We start from the raw sequence: 22,662 nt of genomic DNA on the forward strand, positions 1-22,662 counted from the left end.
GAGGATCGCGCCGGTGGCGGACGAGAACAGCCGGCGTTTCCCCCGGCAGTGGTGGGTACTTGCCCTCTTCGCGATGGCCGCCGGCCTCGCCGTGTGGCAGCAGATCGTCCGAATCCCGTTCTCCACGCCGATGTACGGGCTCTTCCACAACCAGATCGACGCCGAGGTCTACCGCAAGGGCGGCGAGATCGTCGCGCGCGGCGGCGAGGGGCTCTACGACGGTCCGCTGCTCAACGAGATCCTGCCCTTCACCTACACGCCGTTCGCGGGCGTGCTGTTCGTGCCGCTGAGCTGGATGTCGACCGAGGTGTTGCGATGGGTGTGGACCGTCGCCGTGATGCTCGCGCTCCTCGCCTGCATCCTGATCGCCTTCCGGCTGATCGGTTTCGTCCGGGACTGGCGCGTCTGGTTCGCCGCGGTGTGCCTGACGCTGGTGGCGACGGTGCTCGAGCCCGTCCGCACGACGATCTGGTTCGGCCAGATCAACGTCTTCCTCATGCTGCTCCTGCTCTGGGACCTGGGCCGGCCCGCGGGGGCGCGGTTCAAGGGCTTCAGCATCGGCATCGCCGCGGGCATCAAGCTCACCCCGCTGTTCTTCCTCGCCTACCTGGTGGTCACCCGGCAGTGGCGCGAGGCCCGCACGGCCCTGGTGACGCTCGCGGGCACCGTCGTCATCGGTTTCCTGGTCATCCCGCAGGAGTCGTGGCAGTACTGGTCCGGCACCTTCCTCGACGCCAACCGCGTCGGCGAACCCAATCAGGTGGGTAACCAGTCCATCAACGGTCTCATCGCCTTCCTCACCCACGCGGAGAAGCCGTCGACCGTGCTGTGGCTGGCCGTCGCCGTGCCCGCGGCGCTCGCCGGCCTGGCGATCGCCGCGTGGGCCCACCGGCGTGGCGAGAGCCTGCTCGCGATCACCGTCGTGGGCCTGACCGCCTGCGCGGTCTCGCCGTTCTCGTGGGGGCACCACTGGGTGTGGATCGTGCTCCTGCTCGTGCTCCTCGTCGGCCGCGCGCTGCTGACCGCGGTTCCCGGGCACCGCGTGCTCGCGCTGGTGGCGGCCGCCGCGCTGGTGGCGGCGACCTTCCTCTGGGTCACGTACTTCCCGGACCTGCAGCCGACGGGCGTCGACGACGTCCACGACACCTACGCGATCGGCATCTTCCTGCGGCCGGTGGACAACCCGGTGCTCAAGGCCCTCGCCGGCGGTGTCTACGTGTGGATCTTCGCCGCGACGCTGCTCGGATCGGCCTGGTACCTGCGCCGCACCGAGGGAGCCGGTCGCTCGTCCGCCGGTGAGGCCGTCGTGGCGCTCGCGGACCGGTCCGGTCGTGCCGCCTGACTCGCACGCCGAAGACCGCCGGCTGCTGGCCTATCTCGGCGCCGCGATGATCGCGGGCGGGCAGCCGGTGCACGAGGTCGAGGACGAGATCGCCGGCGTCGCCACCGCCCTCGGCCATCCGCTCGCGCAGATCGGGGCCACGCCCACCGGGCTCACCCTCGGCCTCGCGCCGGGCGGCGCCGCCACCTTCGAATCGATCGCCGGTCCGCTCAGGCTGGATCAGTCCGCGGTGGTCGCCGACGTTCGACGGGGCCTGGTGGCGCGGACGCTCTCCGTCGACGAGGCCTTCGCGCGGCTCGGTACCCTGCGCACACTGCCCCACCGGTACCCGTCGTGGGTGCAGGACCTGTCCTGGTCGGTGATCGCGGTCGGTATCGCGATGCTGCTGCAGCCAGGCTGGCCGAACATCGCCGCCGCGGCGATCGGCGGCGCCGTGGTCATGCTCCTGGTGAAACTCGCGCGACGGGTGCGCCTGGCCGCCACGTTGCTCCCCACGATCGCCGCCTTCGCCGTCGGGACGGGGGTCTTCGCCGCCGCGCAGGCCGGCTGGCTCGACGGCCCGCTCCGGACCCTCCTCGCCCCGCTCGCCGTGCTGCTGCCCGGGGCACTGATGGTCACCGGGATGTCGGAGCTCGCGGCCGGTGCCATGGTCGCGGGCAGCGCGCGCCTGACCTTCGGGACCGTGCAACTGCTGCTGTTCTCGCTCGGCGTCCTCAGCGCGACGACGGTGCTCGGCGTCGCGCCGGAGCTGCTGGTCAACGAACGGGTGAACGAGCTCGGCTGGTGGGGGCCGCCCGCCGGGCTGGCGCTGATCTGCATCGGCGTCTGCCTCAACGAGGGCGCGTCGATGCGGCTCCTGCCGGCGATCGGGCTCGTGGTGGCGGCGGCGTTCGGCGCCCAGATCGCGGGACAGCACGTCTCCGGCGCGGTGCTCGGCGGCTTCCTCGGGGCGATCGCGGGCAGTCTCGGGGCCGCCGTGGCGGCGGCCGTGAGCCCGCGACTGCCGCGCCTGGTCGTCTTCCTGCCCGCGTTCTGGGTCCTGGTGCCGGGCAGCCTCGGCCTGCTCTCGGTCACCTCGGTCGGCATCGACCCTGGGCAGGGGGCGCGCACCGTCGTCGACGTGGCCGCGGTGATCTGCGCCCTGGCCCTCGGCCTGCTCTTCGGCTCCGCGCTCGCACAGGCGGTGATCGGCAGGCTCGAACGGCGCAGACGTCCGCGATAGGGGAGCTCGCCCGGGGGACCGAGCGCGGCTCGCGCGTGCCCGCGGGGCCGTGCTCCGAGCAAGCTGCGACGCTGTCGGACCCTGCCGGTAGCCTGGCACCGTGGCTCTCTACCGGAAGTACCGTCCAGCGACGTTCGCCGAGGTCGTGGGGCAGGAGCACGTCACCGAGCCGCTGAGTACGGCGCTCGATTCCGGTCGCATCAACCACGCCTACCTGTTCTCCGGGCCGCGCGGCTGCGGCAAGACCTCGTCGGCCCGCATCCTGGCGCGTTCGCTCAACTGCGAGCAGGGCCCCACGAGCACCCCGTGCGGCGTCTGCAACTCGTGCGTGGCCCTCGCCCCGGGCGGCCCCGGCAACCTGGACGTCACCGAGATGGACGCGGCCAGCCACGGCGGCGTGGACGACGCGCGCGAGTTGCGGGACCGCGCCTTCTACGCCCCCGCCGAGTCGCGGTACCGCGTCTTCATCGTGGACGAGGCGCACATGGTCACGCCGCAGGGCTTCAACGCGCTGCTCAAGATCGTCGAGGAGCCGCCGGAGCACCTCATCTTCATCTTCGCCACCACCGAGCCGGAGAAGGTGCTCACCACCATCCGGTCCCGCACGCACCACTATCCGTTCCGGCTGCTGGCGCCCAACGTCATGCGCCCGCTCCTGGAGAGGATCACGGGAGCCGAGAACGTCGCCGTGGAGCCGGCGGTGTATCCGCTCGTCATCCGCGCGGGCGGGGGCTCTCCCCGCGACTCGCTGTCGATCATGGACCAGTTGCTCGCGGGCGCCGGCCCGGAGGGCGTCACCTACCAGCGCGCGCTCGGCCTGCTCGGCGTGACCGACACGGCGCTCATCGACGCCGCGGTGGACGCGCTGGCGACCGCCGACGGCGCCGCCCTGTTCGGCGCGGTCGAGCGGGTGATGGAGGCCGGTCACGACCCGCGGCGCTTCGCCACGGACCTGCTCGAGCGACTCCGCGACCTGATCCTCCTGCACACCGTGCCCGACGCCGCGGATCGCGGGCTCATCGACGTGCCCCTGGACGTGCTCGAGACCATGCGCGGGGAGGCCGCGAAGCTCGGCCTCGCGACGCTCACCCGGTGCGCCGAGGTCACCCACGCCTCGCTCGCGGAGATGCGCGGCGCCACGTCGCCGCGGCTGCTGCTCGAGGTCATGTGCGCGCGCATGCTGCTCCCCGCCGCCGAGGATTCGCAGGCCGCGCTTCTCCAGCGGATCGAGGCCCTCGAGCGCCGCCCCGCGGGCGCGGCCCCCGCGCCTTCGGCTCCCGGTACTTCCGCGGGTGGCCCGGATGTTGCCGCCGGCGCCGCCCCGTCGCCCGACGGTGCGTCGTCCCGGTTCGTCCGGCCCAGCCAGCGCCAGGCGGAGCCCCCGGTCCCGTCGGTCACTGCGCCGTCCGTTTCGCCGCCCGTGCCCCCCGCGGCGCAGGCGGCGGCTGCCCCGCAACAGGCGGTTCCCGCGCCGCAGCAGGGGCCTGCGGCGGCTGCGCCCGTGGATCCGGCGCCCGCTGCGCCTGAGCGGCCCGCCCCGGCTCAGCCGGCTGCCCCGGCCGAGCCCGTACGCCCCGTCGAGTCCGATCCCGTGCTGCACCGCCCCGCACCGGAACCGCAGGACCCGCCGCGCGCTCCGGAGCCTGCCGCGACCCCCCGGGCCGCGGATCCCGTACCGCCGGTACCGGAGCCCGAGCACGTCGCCGAGCCGGCGCCCGCGGAGCCGGCCGCAGCCGCGGGACCGGTGGCGTCGGGTCCCTCGGTGGAGGAGGTCCGCACCGCCTGGCCCCGGGTGCTGCGCGCCGTCAAGGAGGATCCGGCGGCGACGGTCGCGATCTCGACGCTGATGGCGCAGATGAAGATCATCGCCGTGCGGGAGACCACGGTGTACGTCACGGTTCCGCCGTTCGCCGTCGGCCGGTTCCAGGAACAGACCAATGCCGCGATCCTGCGTGCGGCGATGTCCGGCGCGTGCGGCGTGGAGCTCGACGTGCGGGTGGGACCGGAGGGGGCGGCGGCCCCGCCCGAAGAGCGGCCTGCGCCGCAGCAGCGAGCGGCCGAGCCGCGGAAGGCGCCGCCCACGTTCGAGCGGAGGAGCCGTGCGGGCGATCAGCGGCCCGATCCGCGCCCCGCGGGGCGGGAGAATCGCGCACCGTCGCACCACGACGACATTCCGCTCCCGCCCGAACCGGACCCCGAGCCGGCGCCGTTCGAGGAGGTCTCCGAGGAGGAGATGATCGAGGCGGCGCATCGGGAGGACGCCGCATCGGGAGGCAGCGCCGCACCGCGGCGTGATCCGGACGAGATCGCGCTCGAACTGCTGCGCAACGAGCTCGGCGCCCGTCCCATCTGATGCGCCGGCCCCGACGCGCCGTGCTCGTGGGGTCGTTGTCGGCGATGCTCCTGGCGGGCTGCGTGCCGCCGGAGCCCGCGAACGTGCCGGCGGTCCGCAAGGACCCCGCACCGATCCGGAAGCGGGTCAAGAACATCGGCGATCAGTTCTCGGTGCGGTGGGTCGGCGGCAGCGGAGGCGACGAGAGGGTGCCCGGCCCCAGCGCCACGTGGCTCGACGCGGTGATCGCCCTGCAGGACGACGAGGTCGCCGGCCGGTTGCGGGTTGCGGCCGGGGCGACCGCGAACCGCGTGCGGCCCGAGATCGCCGGTGCTCTCGGCGATCCCGGGACAGGTGCCACCAGTACCGGGCTCGACGCCTTCGTGGCCGTCGAACCCGGTACCGTGCGGGCCTTCCTGTACCCGGATCGCCGAGTCCTCGTCGTGAAGTACTTCCAGGGGTGAACCCGGTCTCAGGCGGTCCACCACGGGCGCAGCGGTAGGTCGCCCGCGCCGCCCTTCTCGTCCAGCTTCACCGCGAGGATCTGGTGCAGCTGGACCACGTTGCGCTCGAAGCCGAGCCGCGAGCCGGCCATGTACAGGCCCCACACGCGGGCGGTACCGAGCCCGACCTCGGCGACGGCCTCGTCCCAGTTCTCGACCAGGTTGCGGCACCACGCGGCGAGCGTGAGGGCGTAGTGCTCGCGCAGGTTCTCCTCGTGCCGCACCTCCATGCCGCCGATGTCCTGGATCGCGGCGATCACCCGACCGGAACCGGTGAGCTCCCCGTCGGGGAAGACGTACCGGTCGATGAACTGGCCGCCCTTGCCCGACAGTTTGTTGTCGTGCCGCGTGATCGTGTGGTTCAGCAGCAGCCCACCGGTTTTCAGCTTCTCCCGCAGCGAGGTGAAGTACGACGGGTAGTTGTGCACCCCGATGTGCTCGGTGAGGCCGATGGAACTGATCGCGTCGAAGTCGCCCTCCGGCACGTCGCGGTAGTCGCTGTAGCGCACCTCGGCGAACTCGCCCAGGCCTTCCCGCTCGATCGCGGCCTGCGCCCACTGCGCCTGCTCCTTGGACAGCGTCGCGCCGATGGCGTGCACGCCCCGGCGGGCCGCGTAGCGCACCATCCCGCCCCAGCCGCAGCCCACGTCGAGCAACCGGTCGCCGGGCTTGAGGCGCAGCTTCTCGAAGACGAGGCGGTACTTGTTCTCCTGGGCCTCCTCGAGCGTCGCGGCGTCGTTCGGGTAGCAGGCGCACGTGTACGTCATCGACGGGCCGAGGACGAGCTCGTAGAAGCGGTTGGAGACGTCGTAGTGGTGGTGGATAGCGTCGGCGTCGCGAGCCTTGCTGTGGCGCAGCCCCTCCGCGATGCGCCGCCAGCGGGGGACCGCCTCCTGGGGAGGGGGCGCGATCGGGATCATGTGCTCGGCGCCGACGGACCGGGCGATCTGGGCGATGAGCCGCGGCCCAGGCTTGGCGAACTTCAGGTCGTCGGACAGTGCCCGGAGCGCCTCGTAGGGGTCGCCCGGAGGAGCGCCCGTGAGTTCCAGGTCGCCCGCGATGTAGGCGCGGGCGAGGCCCATGTCGCCGGGTGCCGTTGCGAGATAGGTGGTTCCGCGCGGGGTGAGCAGGTCGAGGCCGTACGGCGCGTCGTCCGGGCCGGCGGAGGATCCGTCGTAGGCCTTCACACGGATGGCGAGCCTGCCGCCCGCCACCTTCTCGATGATCTCGGCGAGGCTGAGCTTGGGGAGATGCTCAGTGGTTCGCGTCACGTCACTGCCTCCTGACTGTCTTGTCGTACAACCCCAGTAGGCGATCCTCCGGGTCGTACCGGGATTTGTACTTCTCCCAGTGGATTCCGCCGTACAGCTCGTCGAATTCGGCGCGCTCGTAGAAGGCCTCGGAGTAGAGGGACTTGTGTCCGCCCAGCTCGGAGACCTTCTTCTCGATCAGGCGGTTCGCCCGGCCCTCGATCTGGCCGGGCTGTTTCGGGACCGCGGACCAGAAACCGACGTTCACGTAGGTCTCGCGGGGCTTCAGTGGATACAGCGGCCACGGCCGCTGCGGATCGGCGCTCGGTGGCAGGGGCTCGCGCAACCGCAACGGGCACAGCCAGATCGGCTCGATGGGGATCTCGGCCAGGAACCACTCCAGGAACTCCGTGATCTCGTCGATGTGCACCTCGATGTCCTGCACCACCCGTTCGCCGGGCGGCTCGCCCCGGCGTGCGGCCAGCTTGTCGCCGATGTCCCACCTGCGGTCCAGAGCCACCAGTTTCCAGTAGAAGCTGCTGCGCAACAGGCGCTTCGGCCACAGCCGCCGGATCGTCGGATTCTGCGCGCCGAAGGCGCGGGAACACCAGAACCAGTCGGTGTCCCACCGCCAGAGGTAGTCGTGCGTGGTGAGCCGGTCGCGGGTCACGCCGTCGGGGTGCTGGAGGGAACGGTAGTAGATCTGCTCGTCCGTGTAGTCACTGACCGGTCCGGGCTCGTCGGTCTTGCGGCCGAGGACGAGGTAGGACTCGTCGGCGGAGAAGACGACCCCGTCGAGGTAGTCGACGCGCTCGCCGTCGTACTCGTGCGCGGTGACGATCCGGGCCATCGCCCGCTGCAGGTGCTCGAGCGTGTGGAACCGCACGTGGCGCAGCTCGACGTACCGGGACACGGGCTCCAGCTCGATCGTCAGGCGGGTCGAATAGCCCAGTGTGCCGTACGAATTGGGGAAGCCGAAGTACAGCTCGGCGTCCGGCCCGCCCGGTGTCGCGGTCACCACCTCGCCGCTGCCGGTGAGTATGTCCATCGACCGCACCGCCTCGTGCGGCAGCCCGGCGCGGAAGGAACTGGACTCGATGCCCATGCCGCTCACGGCGCCGCCGAGGGTGATCGTCTTGAGCTGCGGCACCACCGTCGGGGCGAGACCGAAGGGCAGAGTGGCCGCGACCAGGTCCTCGTACGTGCACATGCCGCCCACTTCGGCGGTCCGGGCCTCGGGATCGATGGAGATGACCGATGCCAGGCCGGAGACGTCCAGGCCGGGGGCGTCCGTCGCCGCGCGGGCGCGGAACAGGTTGGAGGTCGTCTTGGCCAAGCGGACCCGCGCCCCGGGCGCGATGGCGCGATAGCTCTCGCGGAGCCGCGCCAGACCGTCCTGGTAGGCGGTTTCACCGGCGATCGGGATCGGCGACGGGGTTCGCGCCGGCGTTTCGTTGCGAGCACTCACGATTTCGACGGTATACCTCCCGGGCGCGGCGCGCGCGGGTCGTTACCGATTGGTTAGGCTGGCGTCGAACCGTCGGCGGTGCCGGCACCCGAGTCGCCGACCCGTCGGAGACACCGAAACCCGTGAGGATCGAAGTACGTTGGCCCAGGTAACCGCCTCCAAGTCCATCACCATCGCCGCTGCGCCCGAGAAGGTCCTCGCGGCGATCTCCGACTACACCCGGCGCGCCGAGATCCTGCCCCCGAACTACCGCGACTTCCGCGTCGTCGAGGGCGGGCAGGGGGCCGGCACCGTCGCCGAGTGGGTCCTGCAGGCCACGGAGAAGCGCTCGCGCAACGTCCGCGCCACCGTCGCGGTCGACGGCGCCTCCGTCACCGAGACCGACGCGAACAGCTCGATGGTCACCGTCTACCGCGTGACCGGCTCCGGCGAGCAGTCCACGGTCACGATCACCACCACCTGGCAGGGCGCGGGCGGCATCGGCGGCTTCTTCGAGAAGACCTTCGCGCCCAAGGGCCTCGGCCGAATCTACGACGAGCTGCTCACCAACCTCAAGGTGCAGGTCGAGTCCAACGGCTAGGCGTCCTCGGCGGCATCGCGGGACTCCCGTCGCGCCCCTGCCGCTGCGCGACGGCGTCGACCCGACGCGGCTCGTCATCGCCGAGGAGGAGGCCGGGCGCACGCTCGGCGAGATCCTCGAGGCGCGGTTCCCGGGCACCGCGGAGTACGTGGTGCGGGAGTGCGCCGCGGGCGCGGTCCTCGGGTCCGACGGTGCGCCGCTGGCCCCGTCGACGCCGATGGCGGGCCGGCAGGCGGTGTGGATGTACCGCGAGTTGCCGGACGAGATCGACGTGCCCTTCCCGATGCCGACCCTCTACGCGGACGAGCGGATCGTCGTCGTGGACAAGCCGCACTTCCTCGCGACGATGCCCCGCGGCGCGCGGGTCGTGCAGAGCGCCCTGGTGCGGCTGCGCCGCGAACTCGGCGAGCCGCTGCTCTCGCCCGCGCACCGGCTGGACCGGCTCACGGCGGGCGTGCTGCTGTTCACCCGGGATCCCGCGGTGCGCGGTGCCTATCAGCAGCTGTTCGCCACCGGCGGGGCCCGCAAGGAGTACGCGGCCCTCGCTCCGCTGCGCGACGGCCTGGACCTGCCGACGGTCGTGGAGTCCCGGATCGAGAAGACGCCCGGCATCATGCGCGCCTACGAGGTCGACGGCCCGGTGAACGCGCGCTCGCACGTCGAGCTGGAGGCCGAGGTACCCGACGGGCGGGGCGGCGTCGTCGGGCGGTACCGGCTGCGCCCGGAGACGGGGAAGACGCACCAGCTCCGGCTGCACATGTCCGGACTGGGAGTGCCGATCCTGGGTGATCCGCTGTATCCCGAGCCGCGGGAGTTCGTGGACGGCGACTTCAGCGACCCGTTGCGCCTGCTCGCGCGGACGCTGTCGTTCACCGACCCGGTCGACGGGACGGAACGCGAGTACGTCAGTTCCCGCGACCTCACGCCGGGCGGAACGTAGCAGCCGGCTACCGGGTCGGCGAGGCGAGGTAAGCCGCTATGCCGGCCGCGACCGCGTCGGCGAGCCGCTGCTGGCCGTCGGCGGACTCAAGGACCTTGGCCTCGGCCGGGTCGCGCAGGTTCCCGGCCTCGACCAGCACGGACGGGACCGTCGACAGGTTCAGGCCGGCCAGATCGGAGCGCGGGTAGAGACCGTTCGATCCGATGTACGTCGCGGGGGTGAAGCCGCCCGCGACGAGCGCGTCCCGCATCTTCGCCGCGTAGACGGGGCTCGCGGTCTGCTGCGCGGCGTTGAGCGGCGGCGAGGAAAGATTCACGTGAAACCCTCGGTTACCGGGGGCGGAGCCGTCGGCGTGGATGCTGACGGCCGCGTCGGCGCCCCACGAGTTGGCCGCCGTCGCCCGGGCGTCGATGCACGAGGCGACCGACGTGTCGTCGGTACGGGAGAGCATCACCTGCGCGCCCGCGGCGGTGAGCACCTGGTAGAGCTTGTAGGCCACGGCGTAGTTGAAGGTGTGCTCCGGAACCCCGTCCACGCTGGTGGTGCCGGTGGTCTGGCACGGTTTGGTGCCGCCGCGGCCGTTCGGAACCTGCCGGTTGATGGAGGCGTCGTTCGCGCCGTTGTGGCCGGGGTCGACGAAGATCTTCTTCCCGGCCAGCGCGCCCGCGGCCAGCGGTGCCGCGTTGTTCACGAGGGCGGGGCCGGCGGGCGATAGGCTGGAGGGTGCGGCCGCGTTGCGCTGCTCGCCGGTGTCACCGATGGTGCAGCCGGAGAGGATCAGTGCGGGGAGCACGGTCGCGGCCGCGAGGGCGGAACGGCGGTTCGTCACAGACCGCACTGTACCGCCTCAGCAAGCACAGCGGTACCACAGGCAACACGAAACAGACATAGCGGGTCACGTGACCGGCGTAGGGAGAGAAGTATGCAGCCCGGAGGCTCGATGGAAGACCTGATGGCCCAGGTCGGTGCGATGCAGCAGCAGCTCATGGCGGCGCAGCAGGAACTCGCGGTGACCACCGTCGAGGGCCAGGCCGGCGGCGGCCTGGTGAAGGTCACGGGAACCGGCGACGGCCAGGTCCAGTCCGTGACCATCGACCCCAAGGTGGTGGACCCGGAGGACGTGGAGACCCTGCAGGACCTGGTCCTGGGCGCACTGTCCGATCTCGCGAACAACACCGCCGCCGTCGCGCAGCAGAAGATGGGACCGCTCGCCGGCGGCCTGCCCTTCTGACGGCCGGCCCGTGTACGAAGGACCCGTTCAAGAGCTGATCGACGAGCTCGCGAAGCTTCCGGGGGTGGGACCGCGCGGCGCCCAGCGCATCGCCTTCCACCTCCTGGGAGTGCAGCCGACCGACATCGACCGGCTCACCCACGCCCTCACCCGCGTGCGCAACGACGTGCGCTACTGCGAGGTGTGCGGCAACGTCTCCGCCGAGCAGCGGTGCCGGATCTGCTCGGATCCGCGGCGCGACGCGTCCAAGATCTGCGTGGTCGAGGAGGCCAAGGACGTCCAGGCCGTCGAGCGCACCCGCGAATACCGGGGGCTCTACCACGTCCTGGGCGGCGCGCTGAATCCGATCAAATCGATCGGGCCGGACAAGCTCCGGATCCGGGAACTGCTCGTGCGCCTGGGCAGCTCGGTCGACGGGGTGGACGTGGACGAGGTCATCATCGCCACCGATCCGAACACCGAGGGCGAGGCCACCGCGGCCTTCCTGGTGCGGATGCTCAAGGACTTCCCCGGCCTCACCGTGACCCGCCCCGCCGCGGGCCTGCCGATGGGCGCCGAGCTGGAGTTCGCCGACGAGCTGACCCTGGGCCGCGCCATGAGCGGTCGGCGGTCGTTGTCGGAGCCGCCGCGCGTGCTCGAAGAGACGCCGCCGAGCTGACCGATGGACGCCGCAGACCTGCTGGCCCGGCTGGGTGCACCCGAGGGCATCGTCGCGATCGACGGGCCGTCCGGGGCGGGGAAGTCGACGTACGCGCGGCGCCTCGTCGACGATCTCCGGGCCGACGGTGCCCGGGTCGCCCTGGTCCGGACCGACCACTACGCGACCTGGGAGGACCCCGTGTCCTGGTGGCCGCGGATGCTGGAGGAGGTCGTCGAGCCGCTGGTCCACGGCAGGGACGCGTTCTACCGCCCGATGGTCTGGCGGGACGGCGTGCCCGCGCCCGGCGACGAGGTCCGCCTGCCGCGGGCCCCGCTGATCGTGATCGAGGGCGTCTCGAGCGCGCGGAGATCGTTCGCCGACCGGCTGTCGCTGGGGCTCTGGCTCGACGGCGGCACAGCCGCCGCGCGGCTCGAGCGGGCCGTCGCACGGGACGGCGAGGACTGCCGCGCCGACCTCGCTCGCTGGCAGGAGTTCGAGCGGGGCTGGTTCGCGGTCGACGGTACGCGCGAGCGCTGCATCGTCGTCGACGCGGTTGTCGGGGCCGCGGAATAGGATCGGGTCATGCGGCTGCGCGACCATCCGATCATCGAGGTCTCCCGGAAACTCCCCTGTTCGCCGGAGGAGGCGTGGCGCCTCGTCACCGACATCACGCTGTCCACGCGGGCGGAGGGCGAGTTGCAGCGCGTCGAATGGCTCGACGGTGCCGTCGGCGTCGCGGTCGGCGCCCCGCGAGGCGGGCTGACGTGACCGCCGGCTTCGCGCTCTTCGACACCGCCGTCGGGCGGTGCGGGATCGCCTGGGGCGCCGACGGTGCCGTCACCGCCGTCCGGTTGCCCGACGAGTCGGACGAGGCTACCGCAGGACACCTGGCTCGTGCCGGGGCCGTCGAATCCGCTCCGCCGCCGGAGGTCGGCCGGGTGATCGCCGCGATCGTCGGCCTGGTCTCGGGGGCGAACCTGGACGATGATCTCGCCTGGGTGCCGCTGGACATGCAGGGGCTCACCGACTTCCAGCGCGCGGTGTACGAGGTGGCTAGGCGGATCCCGCCCGGATCCACGCGCACCTACGGCGAGATCGCCAGGGAGATAGGGCTTCCCGGGTCCGCCCGCGCCGTCGGCAGGGCGCTCGGTGAGAATCCGTACCCGCCCGTGGTGCCGTGCCACCGCGTGACCGCGGCGAACGGCGGCACCGGCGGCTTCTCCGCCGGCGGCGGGGTGGAGACGAAGATGCGGATGCTCGCCACCGAGCAGGCGGTGCTGGGGCTCTGGTGACTACACCGCGCCGGGCGAGACGACGGGAAGTCCCTCCGCGCGCGCCGCGTCGAGCAGCCGCTTGTCATAGCTGACGAACGCGCTGATGTCACCACGGATGCTCACTGCTGATGCCAGGTGGATCGCGTCGAGTGATCGAAGATGTGGTGGCCCGATCACCTGCGCAGTTGCGACGATCTCTTCGGTGACGGCAATGCCGAGGATCCAGTCCGACAAGAATCGGCCGTGCTCTTCGTCGTCGTCTCCGCCCATACGAGCCGCGACGCGACAGATTTCTATCCGGCCGACGTCACTCGACGTGAATCCGGGATCGGTTTCGGCCCGTGCAGCGATCCATGCTGTGAGAGCGTCCGACTCGAGTTCGGCGACGAGCAGCTTGTTCAACGCCGACGTGTCGATGTAGATCACTCATTCCTCATCTCTTCGAGGATCTCGGAAGCGGACTTCTCGCCGGGCTTCAGCGGCCTCCGCATCGCGACGATCTTCGCGAGGTCGAACGGGTGCTTGGCGGGCTTGATCTTGCCGGCCGCGACCAGCTCGCGGAACCGGCGCTCCTTGTCGCTGACCGGGACCAGCCGCGCGACGAGCTTGCCGTGATTGGTCACCTCGATCTCCTCGCCCGCCTCCACGCGGGCGAGGTACTTCGAAGCGTGTTGCCGCAGCTCCCGGACCCCGATCTGCTCCATGTTCCTCAATGTAGCACTTACTGTGCTACTCATGCTGCACTCGTTTCCGGGGCTTCGGGCGCGGTGACGGCGCGCTGCCGAATGATCTCTGCCGTTATCGCCGCGACCGCGTCTTCCGGAACGGTCAGTTCGTAGAACCCGTCCATGTCATCCGGACACAGTTCCTCGTACAACTCGCACACCGTGTCCTGCAGGGCCTCCCCGACGCGGGCGTAGACATATCGCAGCAACCCGAGGAGCCGAGCATCCGCGTCCTGCTCCCCGTCCCGCCGTGCGCGGGGATCGCGCGTCGTCTCGCCTTCGGGCCGTGCGTTGGCAGGGCTCGGTTCGTCGACGTGCTCCGCGTCCCGCTGAGACTTCGGCCGCTGACCCGTGCTCTTCTTCTTCCTCGCGTGCCGCCGCTGCTTGCTGGTCCTACTCATGATGTCCCCCCGAACTCTCGATGACGGTGGGGACAGGCTAGGACGGTCCGCTGACATGTTTTGGTCGAGAAGTCTCGCGTCGCCGCGTCGATGGAAGGGGCATGCGCGGGGCGCATGGCCGGGTTCGTGAAAACAGGGTCTGAACTGGGGGAATGTGCGTCATGCGGCGCGCGCATGGTTCTGCAAAGCAATCGCGCGCCCGCCTACGCCCCGCCGCCGCGCAGCGCCGTCCCCCGCGCGCCCCGGCGAACCCGCCCGGGCGCCTACTTCCGCAGGCGCTCGCGGCGCAGCAACTCCACATCCGGCAGATCGAGGGGGGAGAGCTCGCGCCCCGTCGCGCGGGAGAGCAGGTAGTCGGCCAGCTCGGGATTGCGGGCCAGTGCCGGACCGTGCATGTAGGTGCCGAGCACGCTGCCCTGGACGACACCGTCGACCGGCGAACCCGCACCGTTGCCCGTGCCCCGGACCACGCGCTGGAGCGGCCGGGCATCCGGGCCCAGCGCCGAACCGCCGCGGTGGTTCTCGAACCCCGTGAGGGGCTGCGTGAGCCCGTCGATGAGGGGACGGCCCTCGATCTCGCCGATCGACCGGGTGGCCTGCGGTGTCGTGGTGAGGTCGAACAGCGAGATGCCGTCGACCTTCTCGCCCTCGGAGGTCTCGTACCAGTGCCCGAGCACCTGGATCGCGGCACAGATCGCCAGGACCGGGGCTCCGCGACCGGCGGCCTCCTGCATGCCCGGGTACTTCGCCAGATGACGGGTGGCCAGACGCTGCGCGTAGTCCTCCGCGCCGCCCAGCGTGTAGATGTCGCACGACGCGGGCACCGGATCGGCCAGCGTGATCGGCAGCACCTCGGCGTCGATGCCGCGCAGCCGCGCGCGTTGCCGCAGCACGAGGGCATTGCCGCCGTCGCCGTAAGTGCCCATGACGTCCGGCAGCACCAGGCCGATGACCAGGGTGGATTCGGTGATCCGCGCCTCGGATCCGGAGAAGTCGATCACGCCTCGCCCCCCTGCTTCGCCAGTGCCGTGTTCAGGTCGCGGAACGCCGTGTAGTTCGCCAGCACTTCCACCCGCCCGGGCGGGCACGATGCGATGGCGGCCAGCGGATCCGCGACCAGGGAGTGCTCGGCACCCGCGTAGGTCAGCCGGACGGCGAGGTCCGTGCCGCGCTCGCCGGACGCCACGACTTTGCCGTTCTCGAACCGCTCGAACTGCACGTCCCAGAGCCAGGAGAGGTCCTCGCCGTCGGGAACCTGGCCGTTGACGGCGATCACCAGCCCCTCGGCGGTGCCGTCGATCATCGACATGGCCTCCTGCCAGCCGGCGGGGTTCTTGGCGAGCAGCATCCGGACGGTGTGCCGCCCGACGGTCACCGTTGAATAGCGGCCCGCGACCTCGCCGACGGTGCCGACGGCCTCGACCGCGGCCAGCGGGTCCGCGCCCATGGCGACGGCGGCGGCGACGGCCTGCGCGGCGTTGCCCCGGTTGGCCCGGCCCGGCAGCTTCAGGACCAGCGGCGCGACGAAACCGTCGGGGCCGTGGATGTTCTCGTCGTCGACCCACCAGTCGGGCGCGGGCCGGGCGAAGTCGGTTCCCGTCGAGTACCAGTGGTCGCCATCGCGCACGATCGGCTCGCCCGACCGGGGGCACGAGGTCGAGTCGCTGGTCCAGGCGGCGCCCGCGGCGACCCAGACGACCTTCTTCGCGTCATAGGCGACCGAGGTCACGAGCACGTCATCGCAGTTGGCGATCACCGTGAGGCCGGGATGCGCGTCGACGCCCGCGCGCAGGCGGCGCTCGATGGCGTTGATCTCCCCGACCCGGTCGAGCTGGTCGCGGGAGAGGTTGAGCAGCACCAGCGCCTCGGCGCCGGTGGCGTCGAGGACGTGCGGGACGTGCAACTCGTCGACCTCGAGGGCGGCGAGCGGTGCGTCCCGGTGCGCGGTGAGCGCGGCGACGATACCGGCGTCCATGTTGGCGCCGTCGGCCTGCGTCGCGACGGCACGGCCCGTGGTGGCGAGGGCGGCGGCGGTCATCCGGGTGGTGGTCGACTTGCCATTGGTGCCGGTGACGATCGCGGTCCGCTTGCCGTCGGACAGCCTGGCCATCAGGTTCGGCTCGATCTTGAGCGCGACCAGGCCACCGATCATCGAGCCCTTACCGCGACCGGCGCGTTGCGACGCCCAGGCTGCGGATCGGGCGGCGAGCAGCGCCGCGCGGGCGCGGAGAGGGAGTCCGGGCATGCGGTCCAGGATAGGGCAAGCTCGATTCATGGCTGAACTGCACGAAGATCGGCGCCGCGCGCTCTCCTTCGGGGCGATCGCGGACGACTACGACCGTCTCCGACCGCGCTACAGCGACGTCACCCTGGACGCGATCGCCACCGGTGGCACGGCACTCGACGTCGGCGCCGGGACGGGCATCCTCGCCCGGCAGCTCCGGGACCGCGGGCTGGAGGTGCTCGCCGTCGAGCCCGACGGTGCCATGGCCGACGTCGCGCGGGCCTCCGGCATCCCCGCCGAGGTCGCGACCTTCGAGGACTGGGATGTGCGGGACCGCACCTTCGACCTGGTCACCTTCGGTCAGTCCTGGCACTGGGTCGACGCGGACACTGCCGTCCCGCGCCTGGCCGGCCTGCTCAACCCCGGCGGCCGCGTCGCGCTGCTCTGGAACAAGCTGCGGCCGACCGCACCGTCGAACGACGATCTGCGCGCCGCGAGTGAGGACTACGTCAACGTCGAAGCCGCGGGCGCGGGCACCGCGCACGACCAGATGTACCGGATGGCCGACCTGCGCGGCCGGTTCGAAGCGGCGGGGTTCACCGTGAGCGAGCGCGAGGACTCCTGGACCGAGACGCAGGAGAAGGACCGGTGGCTCGACCTGGTCTTCACCTACTCGGGCCACTCAACCCTGCCGGACGACCGCCGGGTCGCGCTGCGCGCCGCGCTCGCCGAGGTCATCGGCGACGGTGCTGTCGAGCTCGCCGCCGGAACGATCGCGCTCATCGCCGAGCGGTAGCGGCGCGGGCTTGCGCAGCATCCCCAACAGGCAGCCGGCGATCACGGTCGCGGCGCCCGTCAACGCGAGCGCCGTGGGGTGCTCGCCGAGGACCACCGCGCTCGCGGCGATGCCGACCACCGGGACGAGCAGCGTCGCCGGCGCGACCGTCGATGCCGGGTAGCGCGCCATCAGCGCGCCCCACAGCCCGTATCCCACGACGGTGCTGAGGATCGCGATGTAGGCGACGCCGAGGAGCGCGAGCCGGCCGTCGGTACCGTCGAGGCTGTGGGCCAGGGCCCGCCAGCCCGCCGTCGGGCCCTCGATGGCGGCGCTGAGCGCCAGCATCGGCAGGGGAGGGATCACCGACATCCACAGGGTGAAGCGGAAGGGCTCCGACGGTGCCGCCAGTCGCTGTCCGATGTTGCCGAACGCCCAGCTGAGGCCGCCGAGCAGGGTGAGGACCACGCCGAGCACGCCGACCCCGGCGGCGGCCTCCGCGCGATCGGCGATGATCAGCCCCATGCCGACGACGGCGATGCCGATGCCGGCGACCTGCCGGACGGCGAGCTTCTCGTGCAGCAGCACCGCCCCGAGCAGCACGGTGAACGGCGCCGACGACTGCAGCACCAGCGAGGCGAGTCCCGTGGGCATGCCGATGTGCATCGCCGTGAACAGCAGGCCGAACTGGAAGGTGCCCGAGCCGATGCCGTAGAGCAGGAGCCACTTCACCGGCCCCTTCGGCGGGCGCACGAAGAGCAGCACCGGGATCGCCAGCACGAGGAACCGGAGCGCGCCCAGGAAGAGCGGCGGGAAGTAGTCGAGGCCGTAGCGGATGGCGAGGAAGTTCAGGCCCCACAGCACGACGACGAGGAGGGCGACGAGGCGGTGGCGGGGGCTCATGGACTCCACTCTCCAGCGCCGTGACCGGAAGGACAATCGAATACTTCTTGACCGTCCATGTAGCGTGACTACATGGACGTGCACCGGCTCCGCATCCTCCGCGAGCTCGCGGACCGCGGAACCGTCGCCGCGACCGCGCGGGCGATGGACATGACACCGTCTGCCGTATCGCAGCAGCTCAAGGTGCTCGCGCGGGAGGCGGGCGTCGACCTGCTCGAGCCCGACGGCCGGCGGGTGCGCCTCACCGACGCCGGCCTGGCGCTGGTGGTCCGCGCGGAATCCGTCCTGGGCGAGCTGGACCGGGCCCGTGCGGAGATGGACCGCTATCGCTCGACGCCGATCGGCGTGGTCCGGCTGACGCTCTTCCCATCGGCGGCCGAACTCCTCCTACCCGGCGTGCTGCGCCGCACCGCGGCGGCGGGTGTCCAGGTGGCCGCCGCGGACGCGGACCTGCCGGGGACGGAGCTACCGGCGATGCTCGCGGACGCGGACGTCGTGGTCGCGCACCGCGACGAGCGGGCCGCCGCGCTGGGCGGTCCCCGCATCGCCTCCCGTGTCCTCATGCGCGAGCCGATCGATCTGGTGGTGCCGGTGGATCACCCGCTCGCCGCCGCCGGTCGGGTCCACCCCGCGCAGCTCGCCGACCTCGACTGGATCAGCGTGCGCGACGGCTTCCCGGTCGACGACGTGCTGCGCTCCCTCGCGACCATCACCGGCGTGCAGCCGCGGGTGGTGCAGCGGATCAACGACTTCCACACGATCCAGGCCATGGTCGCGACCGGCCTCGGGGTGGCCCTCGTCGCGCGCCATGCGGTGACCCACCCCGGCGTCCGCGGCCTCGAGATCGTCGGCGTGCTCGCGGCCAGGATCCTCGAGGTGGCGACGCGGCCGGGCGCCGAGCGTCGGCCCGCCGTCGCCGCGGTGCTCCGTGCACTCGACAAGGAGGTCGCCGCGGTGAGTTGACGGAAACGTCAAAGTCATCCCATGATTTGGGGATGGCGTCGACTTCCGCGGCCACCGCCCCGCCCGCGCTCCGGGCCGTCGGCGTCCTGACCTGCGCTTCGGCCCTGATCATGATGGGCGTCTGTCTGCGGTTGATCTTCGGCAGCTCGTCGGCGGTGCTCGCCGAGATCCGCGGTGCCTACGGCCTGAGCGGTGCCGAGGTCGCGCTGCTCACCACGGGTCCGGTCATCTGCCTCGGACTGTTCTCCGCGGCGGCCCCGAGGCTGGCCCGCCGGTACACCGCCGTGGTGGTGGCGACCGTCGCCGTCGCCATGGTCGCGGTCGGCAGTGCCGTGCGGATCGCGCCGAGCTGGTTCGTGCTCCTGGGCGGGACGATGCTCGCCGGCGCGGGGATCGCGCTGGGCAACGTGCTCGGCCCCGTCCTCGTGCGGATCTTCTTCCCGCACCGGATCGGGTTGATGACGGGCCTGTTCACGGCGATGGTCTGCGTCTCGACGGGCTTCTCCTCGGCGCTCACGGTGCCCGGTGCCACCGCGCTGGGCGGCAGTTGGCGGGGCGCGCTCGCCCTCTGGGCGATTCCCGCGCTGATCGCCGCGGTGTTGCTCGCGACGGTGACGGTGCGCTACCTCCGGTTCCGGCGGAGCGTTCCCGAGGCCGACGGTGCCGCCGAGCGCGGCGCCGCGCGGACGGTGCTCCGCAGCCCGGTCGCGTGGGCGGTCACCGGCTTCATGGGCCTGCAGTCCCTGCAGGCGTACGCGCTGATCGGGTGGGTCCCCACCATCTACCGCGACCGGGGGCTCTCGGCGGAGACGGCCGGTGCGATGCTCGCGATCGGCGGGCTGCTCAGTGTGCTCACCGCGCTGAGCTTCCCGCAGTGGGCGGCCCGGCGTCGGGACCAGCGGATCGTCGCGGTCGCGGCGGTGGCGCTCCAGGCCATCGGCGTCGTCGGTGTCCTCGCCTTCGGCACCGGAATCGGCGGGTGGATCGCCAATGTCTTCGTCGGCTTCGGCCTCGGCGCGATGATCTCGCTGGCCGTCACGATGATGAACCTGCGGGCGGCCACCACCTCGCAGGCGGTCTCGCTCTCCGCGATGTCGCAGACGGTGGGCTACCTGTTCGCCGCGTGGGGGCCGATGCTCATGGGCGTGCTGCACGGCGTGCACGACGACTGGACCCTGCCGCTGATCGTGTTGCTAGTCCTGCTGGTTCCGTTGCTGCTGTGCGGCTGGGTCGCCGGTGGCGACGATCACGTCCACCGCTGAGTCGTGCTCACGATAGGTTGAACAGCGAGCCCCGGTGCGGGGCGGAGCGAGAGGCGGACGCATGGCCGAGCAGGGGTCGACGGTGCCGGAGGGATTCAGGCCCGATGCGATCGTGGTGGGGGCGGGCCTCGCGGGCCTGGTGGCCGCCTACGAGCTGTCGCGGGCGGGGCGCCGCGTTCTCATCCTGGACCAGGAGAACCGCAACAACCTCGGTGGCCAGGCCTTCTGGAGCCTCGGCGGCCTCTTCCTGGTGGACTCGCCGGAGCAGCGGCGCCTCGGCATCAAGGACTCCTTCGACCTGGCCTGGCAGGACTGGACGGGCTCGGCGGGCTTCGACCGCGAGGACGAGGACCGCTGGCCGCGGCGGTGGGCGCGGGCCTACGTCGAGTTCGCGACCCACCGCAAGCGAGACTATCTGCGCCGCCTGGGCCTCGGTTTCACCCCCGTGGTGGGGTGGGCCGAGCGCGGCGGCGGGCTCGCCGACGGCCACGGCAACTCCGTGCCGCGCTTCCACCTCACCTGGGGCACGGGTCCCGAGGTGGTGCGCGTCTTCCGGGAGCCCGTCGAGCGGGCCGAGGCGCGGGGCCTGGTGCGCTTCGCCTTCCGGCACCGGGTCGACGAGCTCGTGCGCGCCGACGACGGTGCGGTCGTCGGCGTCCGCGGCGCCGTCCTCGAACCGACGGACCTCGACCGCGGCGTCGCCAGCAGCCGGGAGACGGTCGGGGAGTTCGAGTTCCGCGCCCCGACGGTGCTGGTGACCTCCGGTGGCATCGGGCACAACTTCGAGCTCATGCGCACCTACTGGCCCGCCGACCGGCTCGGCCCGTTCCCCGAGCACATGATCGCGGGCGTCCCCGCGCACGTCGACGGCCGCATGCTCGCGATCACCGAGGCGGCCGGCGGGAACATCGTCAACCGGGACCGGGTGTGGGCGTACACGGAGGGCATCCACAACTGGAATCCGATCTGGCCGGACCACGCGATCCGGATCATCCCCGGTCCGTCGTCGCTCTGGTTCGACGCGAACGGCAACCGCTTCGCCGCCCCGAATTTCCCCGGCTTCGACACCAACTCGACGATGAAGGCGATTCTCGAGACCGGGTACGACTACTCGTGGTTCGTGCTGACGGAGACGATCATCGAGAAGGAGTTCGCGCTCTCGGGCTCCGAGCAGAACCCGGACATCACCGAGAAGGACCTGAAACTGGCTCTCGGCCGGGTGAAGTCGAAGGGCGCGCCCGGACCGGTCGAGGCCTTCAAACAGCACGGTGAGGACTTCGTGGTCGCCGACACCCTCGAGGAGTTGGTGGCCGGGATGAACAGCATCGGCCGCGGCGGGCACATCGATCTCGACCGGCTGCGTACGCAGATCGAGGCGCGGGACCGCGAGGTGGCCAACGCCTTCAGTAAGGACGCCCAGCTGCAGGCGATGCACAATGCGCGGAACTACCTGGGCGACAAGGTGGTGCGCGTCGCCAAACCGCATCGCATCCTCGATCCTGCGCACGGCCCGCTCATCGCCGTCCGGCTGAACATCCTCTCCCGCAAGACCCTCGGGGGCCTCGAGACCGATCTCTCGGCGCGCGTCCTCGGGTCCGACGGTGCGCCCGTCCCGGGTCTGTACGCCGCCGGCGAGGTCGCCGGATTCGGCGGCGGCGGGGTACACGGCTACAACGCCCTGGAGGGCACCTTCCTCGGCGGATGCATGTTCTCGGGGATGACGGCGGGCCGCGCGGCGGCGGCCGCCACCGGCGGAGGCAAGGGAGAACAGGCGTGAGTGCACGGACGGCACTGGTGACCGGAGCGACCTCCGGCATCGGCTACGAGACATCGAAGCTGCTGGCACAGAAGGGGTACCGGGTGCTCGGCACCAGTCGTCATCCGGATTCGGTACCCGCCGACAGGCGGATCCCGGGCGTCGAGTACCTCGCGCTGGACCTCGCCGACCGCGACTCCGTCGCCGCGTGTGCCGCGGCCGCGGGCGCCCCCGACGTCGTCGTCAACAACGCCGGCGAGAGCCAGTCCGGGCCGCTCGAGGAACTCCCCGCGGAGGCGGTCGACCGGCTCTTCCAGACCAACGTCTTCGGCGCCGTGCAACTCACGCAGCGGTTGCTCCCCGCGATGCGGCAGCAGGGGTACGGCCGGGTGATCATGGTGGGCTCCATGCTCGCGAGTTTCCCGCTGGCCTACCGCGGCTCGTACGTGGCGGCGAAGGCCGCGCTCAAGGGCTTCGCCTCCGCTGCGCGGCAGGAACTCTCGCCCTTCGGCGTGTGGGTGTCCACGGTGGAGCCAGGCTCCATCGCCACCGGCATCGGCGAGCGGCGCACCAAGTACATCGCCGATGACTCGGTGTACCGCAACGATTTCGACACGATGATCGAGAACCTCGACGCGAACGAGCGCGCCGGCATCACCCCGAAGCAGGTGGCCGAGGTGATCGTCAAGGCGATCGAGGCCGACAAGCCTCGCGAGTTCTACGCCGTCGGCAGCAACGCACCGCTGGTCTTCCTGCTCAAACGGTTGGTGCCGGTCGAGGTGGTCTCATCGATCGTCGCGCGGAAGCACGGACTCAAGCGATAGGACGTCCCGGGCCGTCGGGACATCCGGCCCTGGTGGCAGGTGGGCGC

General features: G+C 71.6%; 25 protein-coding genes. 16 read left to right on the plus strand and 9 right to left on the minus strand.

Annotation, left to right across the window (positions count from 1 at the left end; translation table 11 throughout):
* Positions 1-13: 13 nt before the first annotated feature.
* The 4 genes from AC21LY_RS02455 (at position 14) to AC21LY_RS02470 (ending at position 5,360) form a co-directional block, all read left to right on the plus strand.
* Positions 14-1,342 carry a glycosyltransferase 87 family protein gene (locus AC21LY_RS02455; protein ID WP_489044632.1) on the plus strand — a complete coding sequence of 443 codons (1,329 nt, stop codon included), beginning with the start codon at positions 14-16 and terminating at the stop codon, positions 1,340-1,342.
* A complete protein-coding gene (locus AC21LY_RS02460) occupies positions 1,332-2,564 on the plus strand; it encodes a threonine/serine exporter family protein (RefSeq protein ID WP_489044633.1) in 1,233 nt (410 codons plus the stop codon). The genes AC21LY_RS02455 and AC21LY_RS02460 overlap by 11 nt, the downstream gene beginning before the upstream one ends.
* A 100-nt stretch (positions 2,565-2,664) precedes the next feature.
* A complete protein-coding gene (locus tag AC21LY_RS02465) occupies positions 2,665-4,917 on the plus strand; it encodes a DNA polymerase III subunit gamma and tau (protein WP_489044634.1) in 2,253 nt (750 codons plus the stop codon).
* The gene (locus AC21LY_RS02470; RefSeq protein WP_489044635.1) at positions 4,917-5,360 is read left to right on the plus strand and encodes a hypothetical protein; all 444 of its coding nucleotides are present in this window, start codon (positions 4,917-4,919) and stop codon (positions 5,358-5,360) included. Before AC21LY_RS02465 ends, AC21LY_RS02470 begins: the two co-directional genes overlap by 1 nt.
* An 8-nt stretch (positions 5,361-5,368) precedes the next feature.
* Here AC21LY_RS02470 and AC21LY_RS02475 read toward each other — a convergent pair whose 3' ends face one another.
* Together AC21LY_RS02475 and AC21LY_RS02480 are read right to left on the minus strand one after the other, a co-directional pair.
* Complete coding sequence (locus tag AC21LY_RS02475; protein ID WP_489044636.1) at positions 5,369-6,670, minus strand: class I SAM-dependent methyltransferase; 1,302 nt, start codon at positions 6,668-6,670, stop codon at positions 5,369-5,371.
* A 1-nt stretch (position 6,671) separates the two neighbouring features.
* A complete protein-coding gene (locus AC21LY_RS02480) occupies positions 6,672-8,075 on the minus strand; it encodes an FAD-binding oxidoreductase (RefSeq protein ID WP_489045407.1) in 1,404 nt (467 codons plus the stop codon).
* Between the two features lie 181 nt (positions 8,076-8,256).
* On the opposite strand from AC21LY_RS02480, the gene AC21LY_RS02485 reads away from it, so the two are divergent.
* Positions 8,257-8,697: an SRPBCC family protein gene (locus AC21LY_RS02485; RefSeq protein WP_489044637.1), complete on the plus strand. Its 441-nt coding sequence runs from the start codon at positions 8,257-8,259 to the stop codon at positions 8,695-8,697.
* A 37-nt stretch (positions 8,698-8,734) separates the two neighbouring features.
* Positions 8,735-9,637: a pseudouridine synthase gene (locus AC21LY_RS02490; protein WP_489045408.1), complete on the plus strand. Its 903-nt coding sequence runs from the start codon at positions 8,735-8,737 to the stop codon at positions 9,635-9,637.
* A gap of 7 nt (positions 9,638-9,644) precedes the next feature.
* On the opposite strand, the gene AC21LY_RS02495 is transcribed toward AC21LY_RS02490, so the two are convergent.
* The gene (locus AC21LY_RS02495) at positions 9,645-10,466 is read right to left on the minus strand and encodes an Rv3717 family N-acetylmuramoyl-L-alanine amidase (RefSeq protein WP_489044638.1); all 822 of its coding nucleotides are present in this window, start codon (positions 10,464-10,466) and stop codon (positions 9,645-9,647) included.
* A gap of 93 nt (positions 10,467-10,559) precedes the next feature.
* Between AC21LY_RS02495 and AC21LY_RS02500 the strand changes: the two genes are divergently transcribed.
* Genes AC21LY_RS02500 through AC21LY_RS02520 form a run of 5 tightly spaced genes read left to right on the plus strand, consistent with a single transcriptional unit; the run spans position 10,560 to position 12,800 of the window.
* Positions 10,560-10,868, plus strand: coding sequence for a YbaB/EbfC family nucleoid-associated protein (locus tag AC21LY_RS02500; protein WP_489044639.1), 309 nt, complete (start codon positions 10,560-10,562; stop codon positions 10,866-10,868).
* A gap of 10 nt (positions 10,869-10,878) precedes the next feature.
* Positions 10,879-11,526, plus strand: coding sequence for a recombination mediator RecR (gene recR / locus AC21LY_RS02505; RefSeq protein WP_489044640.1), 648 nt, complete (start codon positions 10,879-10,881; stop codon positions 11,524-11,526).
* A gap of 3 nt (positions 11,527-11,529) precedes the next feature.
* Positions 11,530-12,081, plus strand: coding sequence for a uridine kinase family protein (locus AC21LY_RS02510; protein WP_489044641.1), 552 nt, complete (start codon positions 11,530-11,532; stop codon positions 12,079-12,081).
* A 9-nt stretch (positions 12,082-12,090) separates the two neighbouring features.
* The gene (locus AC21LY_RS02515; protein WP_489044642.1) at positions 12,091-12,276 is read left to right on the plus strand and encodes a hypothetical protein; all 186 of its coding nucleotides are present in this window, start codon (positions 12,091-12,093) and stop codon (positions 12,274-12,276) included.
* Positions 12,273-12,800: a methylated-DNA--[protein]-cysteine S-methyltransferase gene (locus tag AC21LY_RS02520; protein WP_489044643.1), complete on the plus strand. Its 528-nt coding sequence runs from the start codon at positions 12,273-12,275 to the stop codon at positions 12,798-12,800. The genes AC21LY_RS02515 and AC21LY_RS02520 overlap by 4 nt, the downstream gene beginning before the upstream one ends.
* Here the strand turns inward: AC21LY_RS02520 and AC21LY_RS02525 are convergent, their stop codons facing one another.
* The 5 genes from AC21LY_RS02525 to AC21LY_RS02545 form a co-directional block, all read right to left on the minus strand.
* Positions 12,801-13,208: a type II toxin-antitoxin system VapC family toxin gene (locus tag AC21LY_RS02525; protein ID WP_489044644.1), complete on the minus strand. Its 408-nt coding sequence runs from the start codon at positions 13,206-13,208 to the stop codon at positions 12,801-12,803.
* A complete protein-coding gene (locus tag AC21LY_RS02530; RefSeq protein ID WP_489044645.1) occupies positions 13,205-13,486 on the minus strand; it encodes a type II toxin-antitoxin system Phd/YefM family antitoxin in 282 nt (93 codons plus the stop codon). The genes AC21LY_RS02525 and AC21LY_RS02530 overlap by 4 nt, the downstream gene beginning before the upstream one ends.
* A gap of 29 nt (positions 13,487-13,515) precedes the next feature.
* Positions 13,516-13,908: a hypothetical protein gene (locus tag AC21LY_RS02535; protein ID WP_489044646.1), complete on the minus strand. Its 393-nt coding sequence runs from the start codon at positions 13,906-13,908 to the stop codon at positions 13,516-13,518.
* A gap of 263 nt (positions 13,909-14,171) precedes the next feature.
* Positions 14,172-14,879 carry a type 1 glutamine amidotransferase gene (locus tag AC21LY_RS02540; RefSeq protein WP_489045409.1) on the minus strand — a complete coding sequence of 236 codons (708 nt, stop codon included), beginning with the start codon at positions 14,877-14,879 and terminating at the stop codon, positions 14,172-14,174.
* Positions 14,880-14,905: 26 nt separating this feature from the next.
* A complete protein-coding gene (locus AC21LY_RS02545; protein WP_489044647.1) occupies positions 14,906-16,153 on the minus strand; it encodes a DUF1727 domain-containing protein in 1,248 nt (415 codons plus the stop codon).
* A 28-nt stretch (positions 16,154-16,181) separates the two neighbouring features.
* On the opposite strand from AC21LY_RS02545, the gene AC21LY_RS02550 reads away from it, so the two are divergent.
* Positions 16,182-16,928: a class I SAM-dependent methyltransferase gene (locus tag AC21LY_RS02550; protein ID WP_489044648.1), complete on the plus strand. Its 747-nt coding sequence runs from the start codon at positions 16,182-16,184 to the stop codon at positions 16,926-16,928.
* Here AC21LY_RS02550 and AC21LY_RS02555 read toward each other — a convergent pair.
* Positions 16,815-17,810, minus strand: a complete 996-nt coding sequence (locus tag AC21LY_RS02555; protein WP_489044649.1) for an EamA family transporter — start codon at positions 17,808-17,810, stop codon at positions 16,815-16,817. The genes AC21LY_RS02550 and AC21LY_RS02555 overlap by 114 nt on opposite strands.
* A gap of 72 nt (positions 17,811-17,882) precedes the next feature.
* On the opposite strand from AC21LY_RS02555, the gene AC21LY_RS02560 reads away from it, so the two are divergent.
* From AC21LY_RS02560 to AC21LY_RS02575, 4 genes are all read left to right on the plus strand, one after another.
* A complete protein-coding gene (locus tag AC21LY_RS02560) occupies positions 17,883-18,773 on the plus strand; it encodes a LysR family transcriptional regulator (RefSeq protein ID WP_489044650.1) in 891 nt (296 codons plus the stop codon).
* Between the two features lie 32 nt (positions 18,774-18,805).
* Positions 18,806-20,035, plus strand: coding sequence for an MFS transporter (locus AC21LY_RS02565; protein WP_489044651.1), 1,230 nt, complete (start codon positions 18,806-18,808; stop codon positions 20,033-20,035).
* Positions 20,036-20,096: 61 nt separating this feature from the next.
* Positions 20,097-21,812: an FAD-binding dehydrogenase gene (locus AC21LY_RS02570; RefSeq protein WP_489044652.1), complete on the plus strand. Its 1,716-nt coding sequence runs from the start codon at positions 20,097-20,099 to the stop codon at positions 21,810-21,812.
* On the plus strand, positions 21,809-22,615 hold the full coding sequence (locus AC21LY_RS02575) for an SDR family oxidoreductase (protein WP_489044653.1): 807 nt from the start codon (positions 21,809-21,811) through the stop codon (positions 22,613-22,615). Before AC21LY_RS02570 ends, AC21LY_RS02575 begins: the two co-directional genes overlap by 4 nt.
* Positions 22,616-22,662 lie beyond the last annotated feature (47 nt).

The organism is Tsukamurella sp. II2bb, assembly GCF_057815145.1.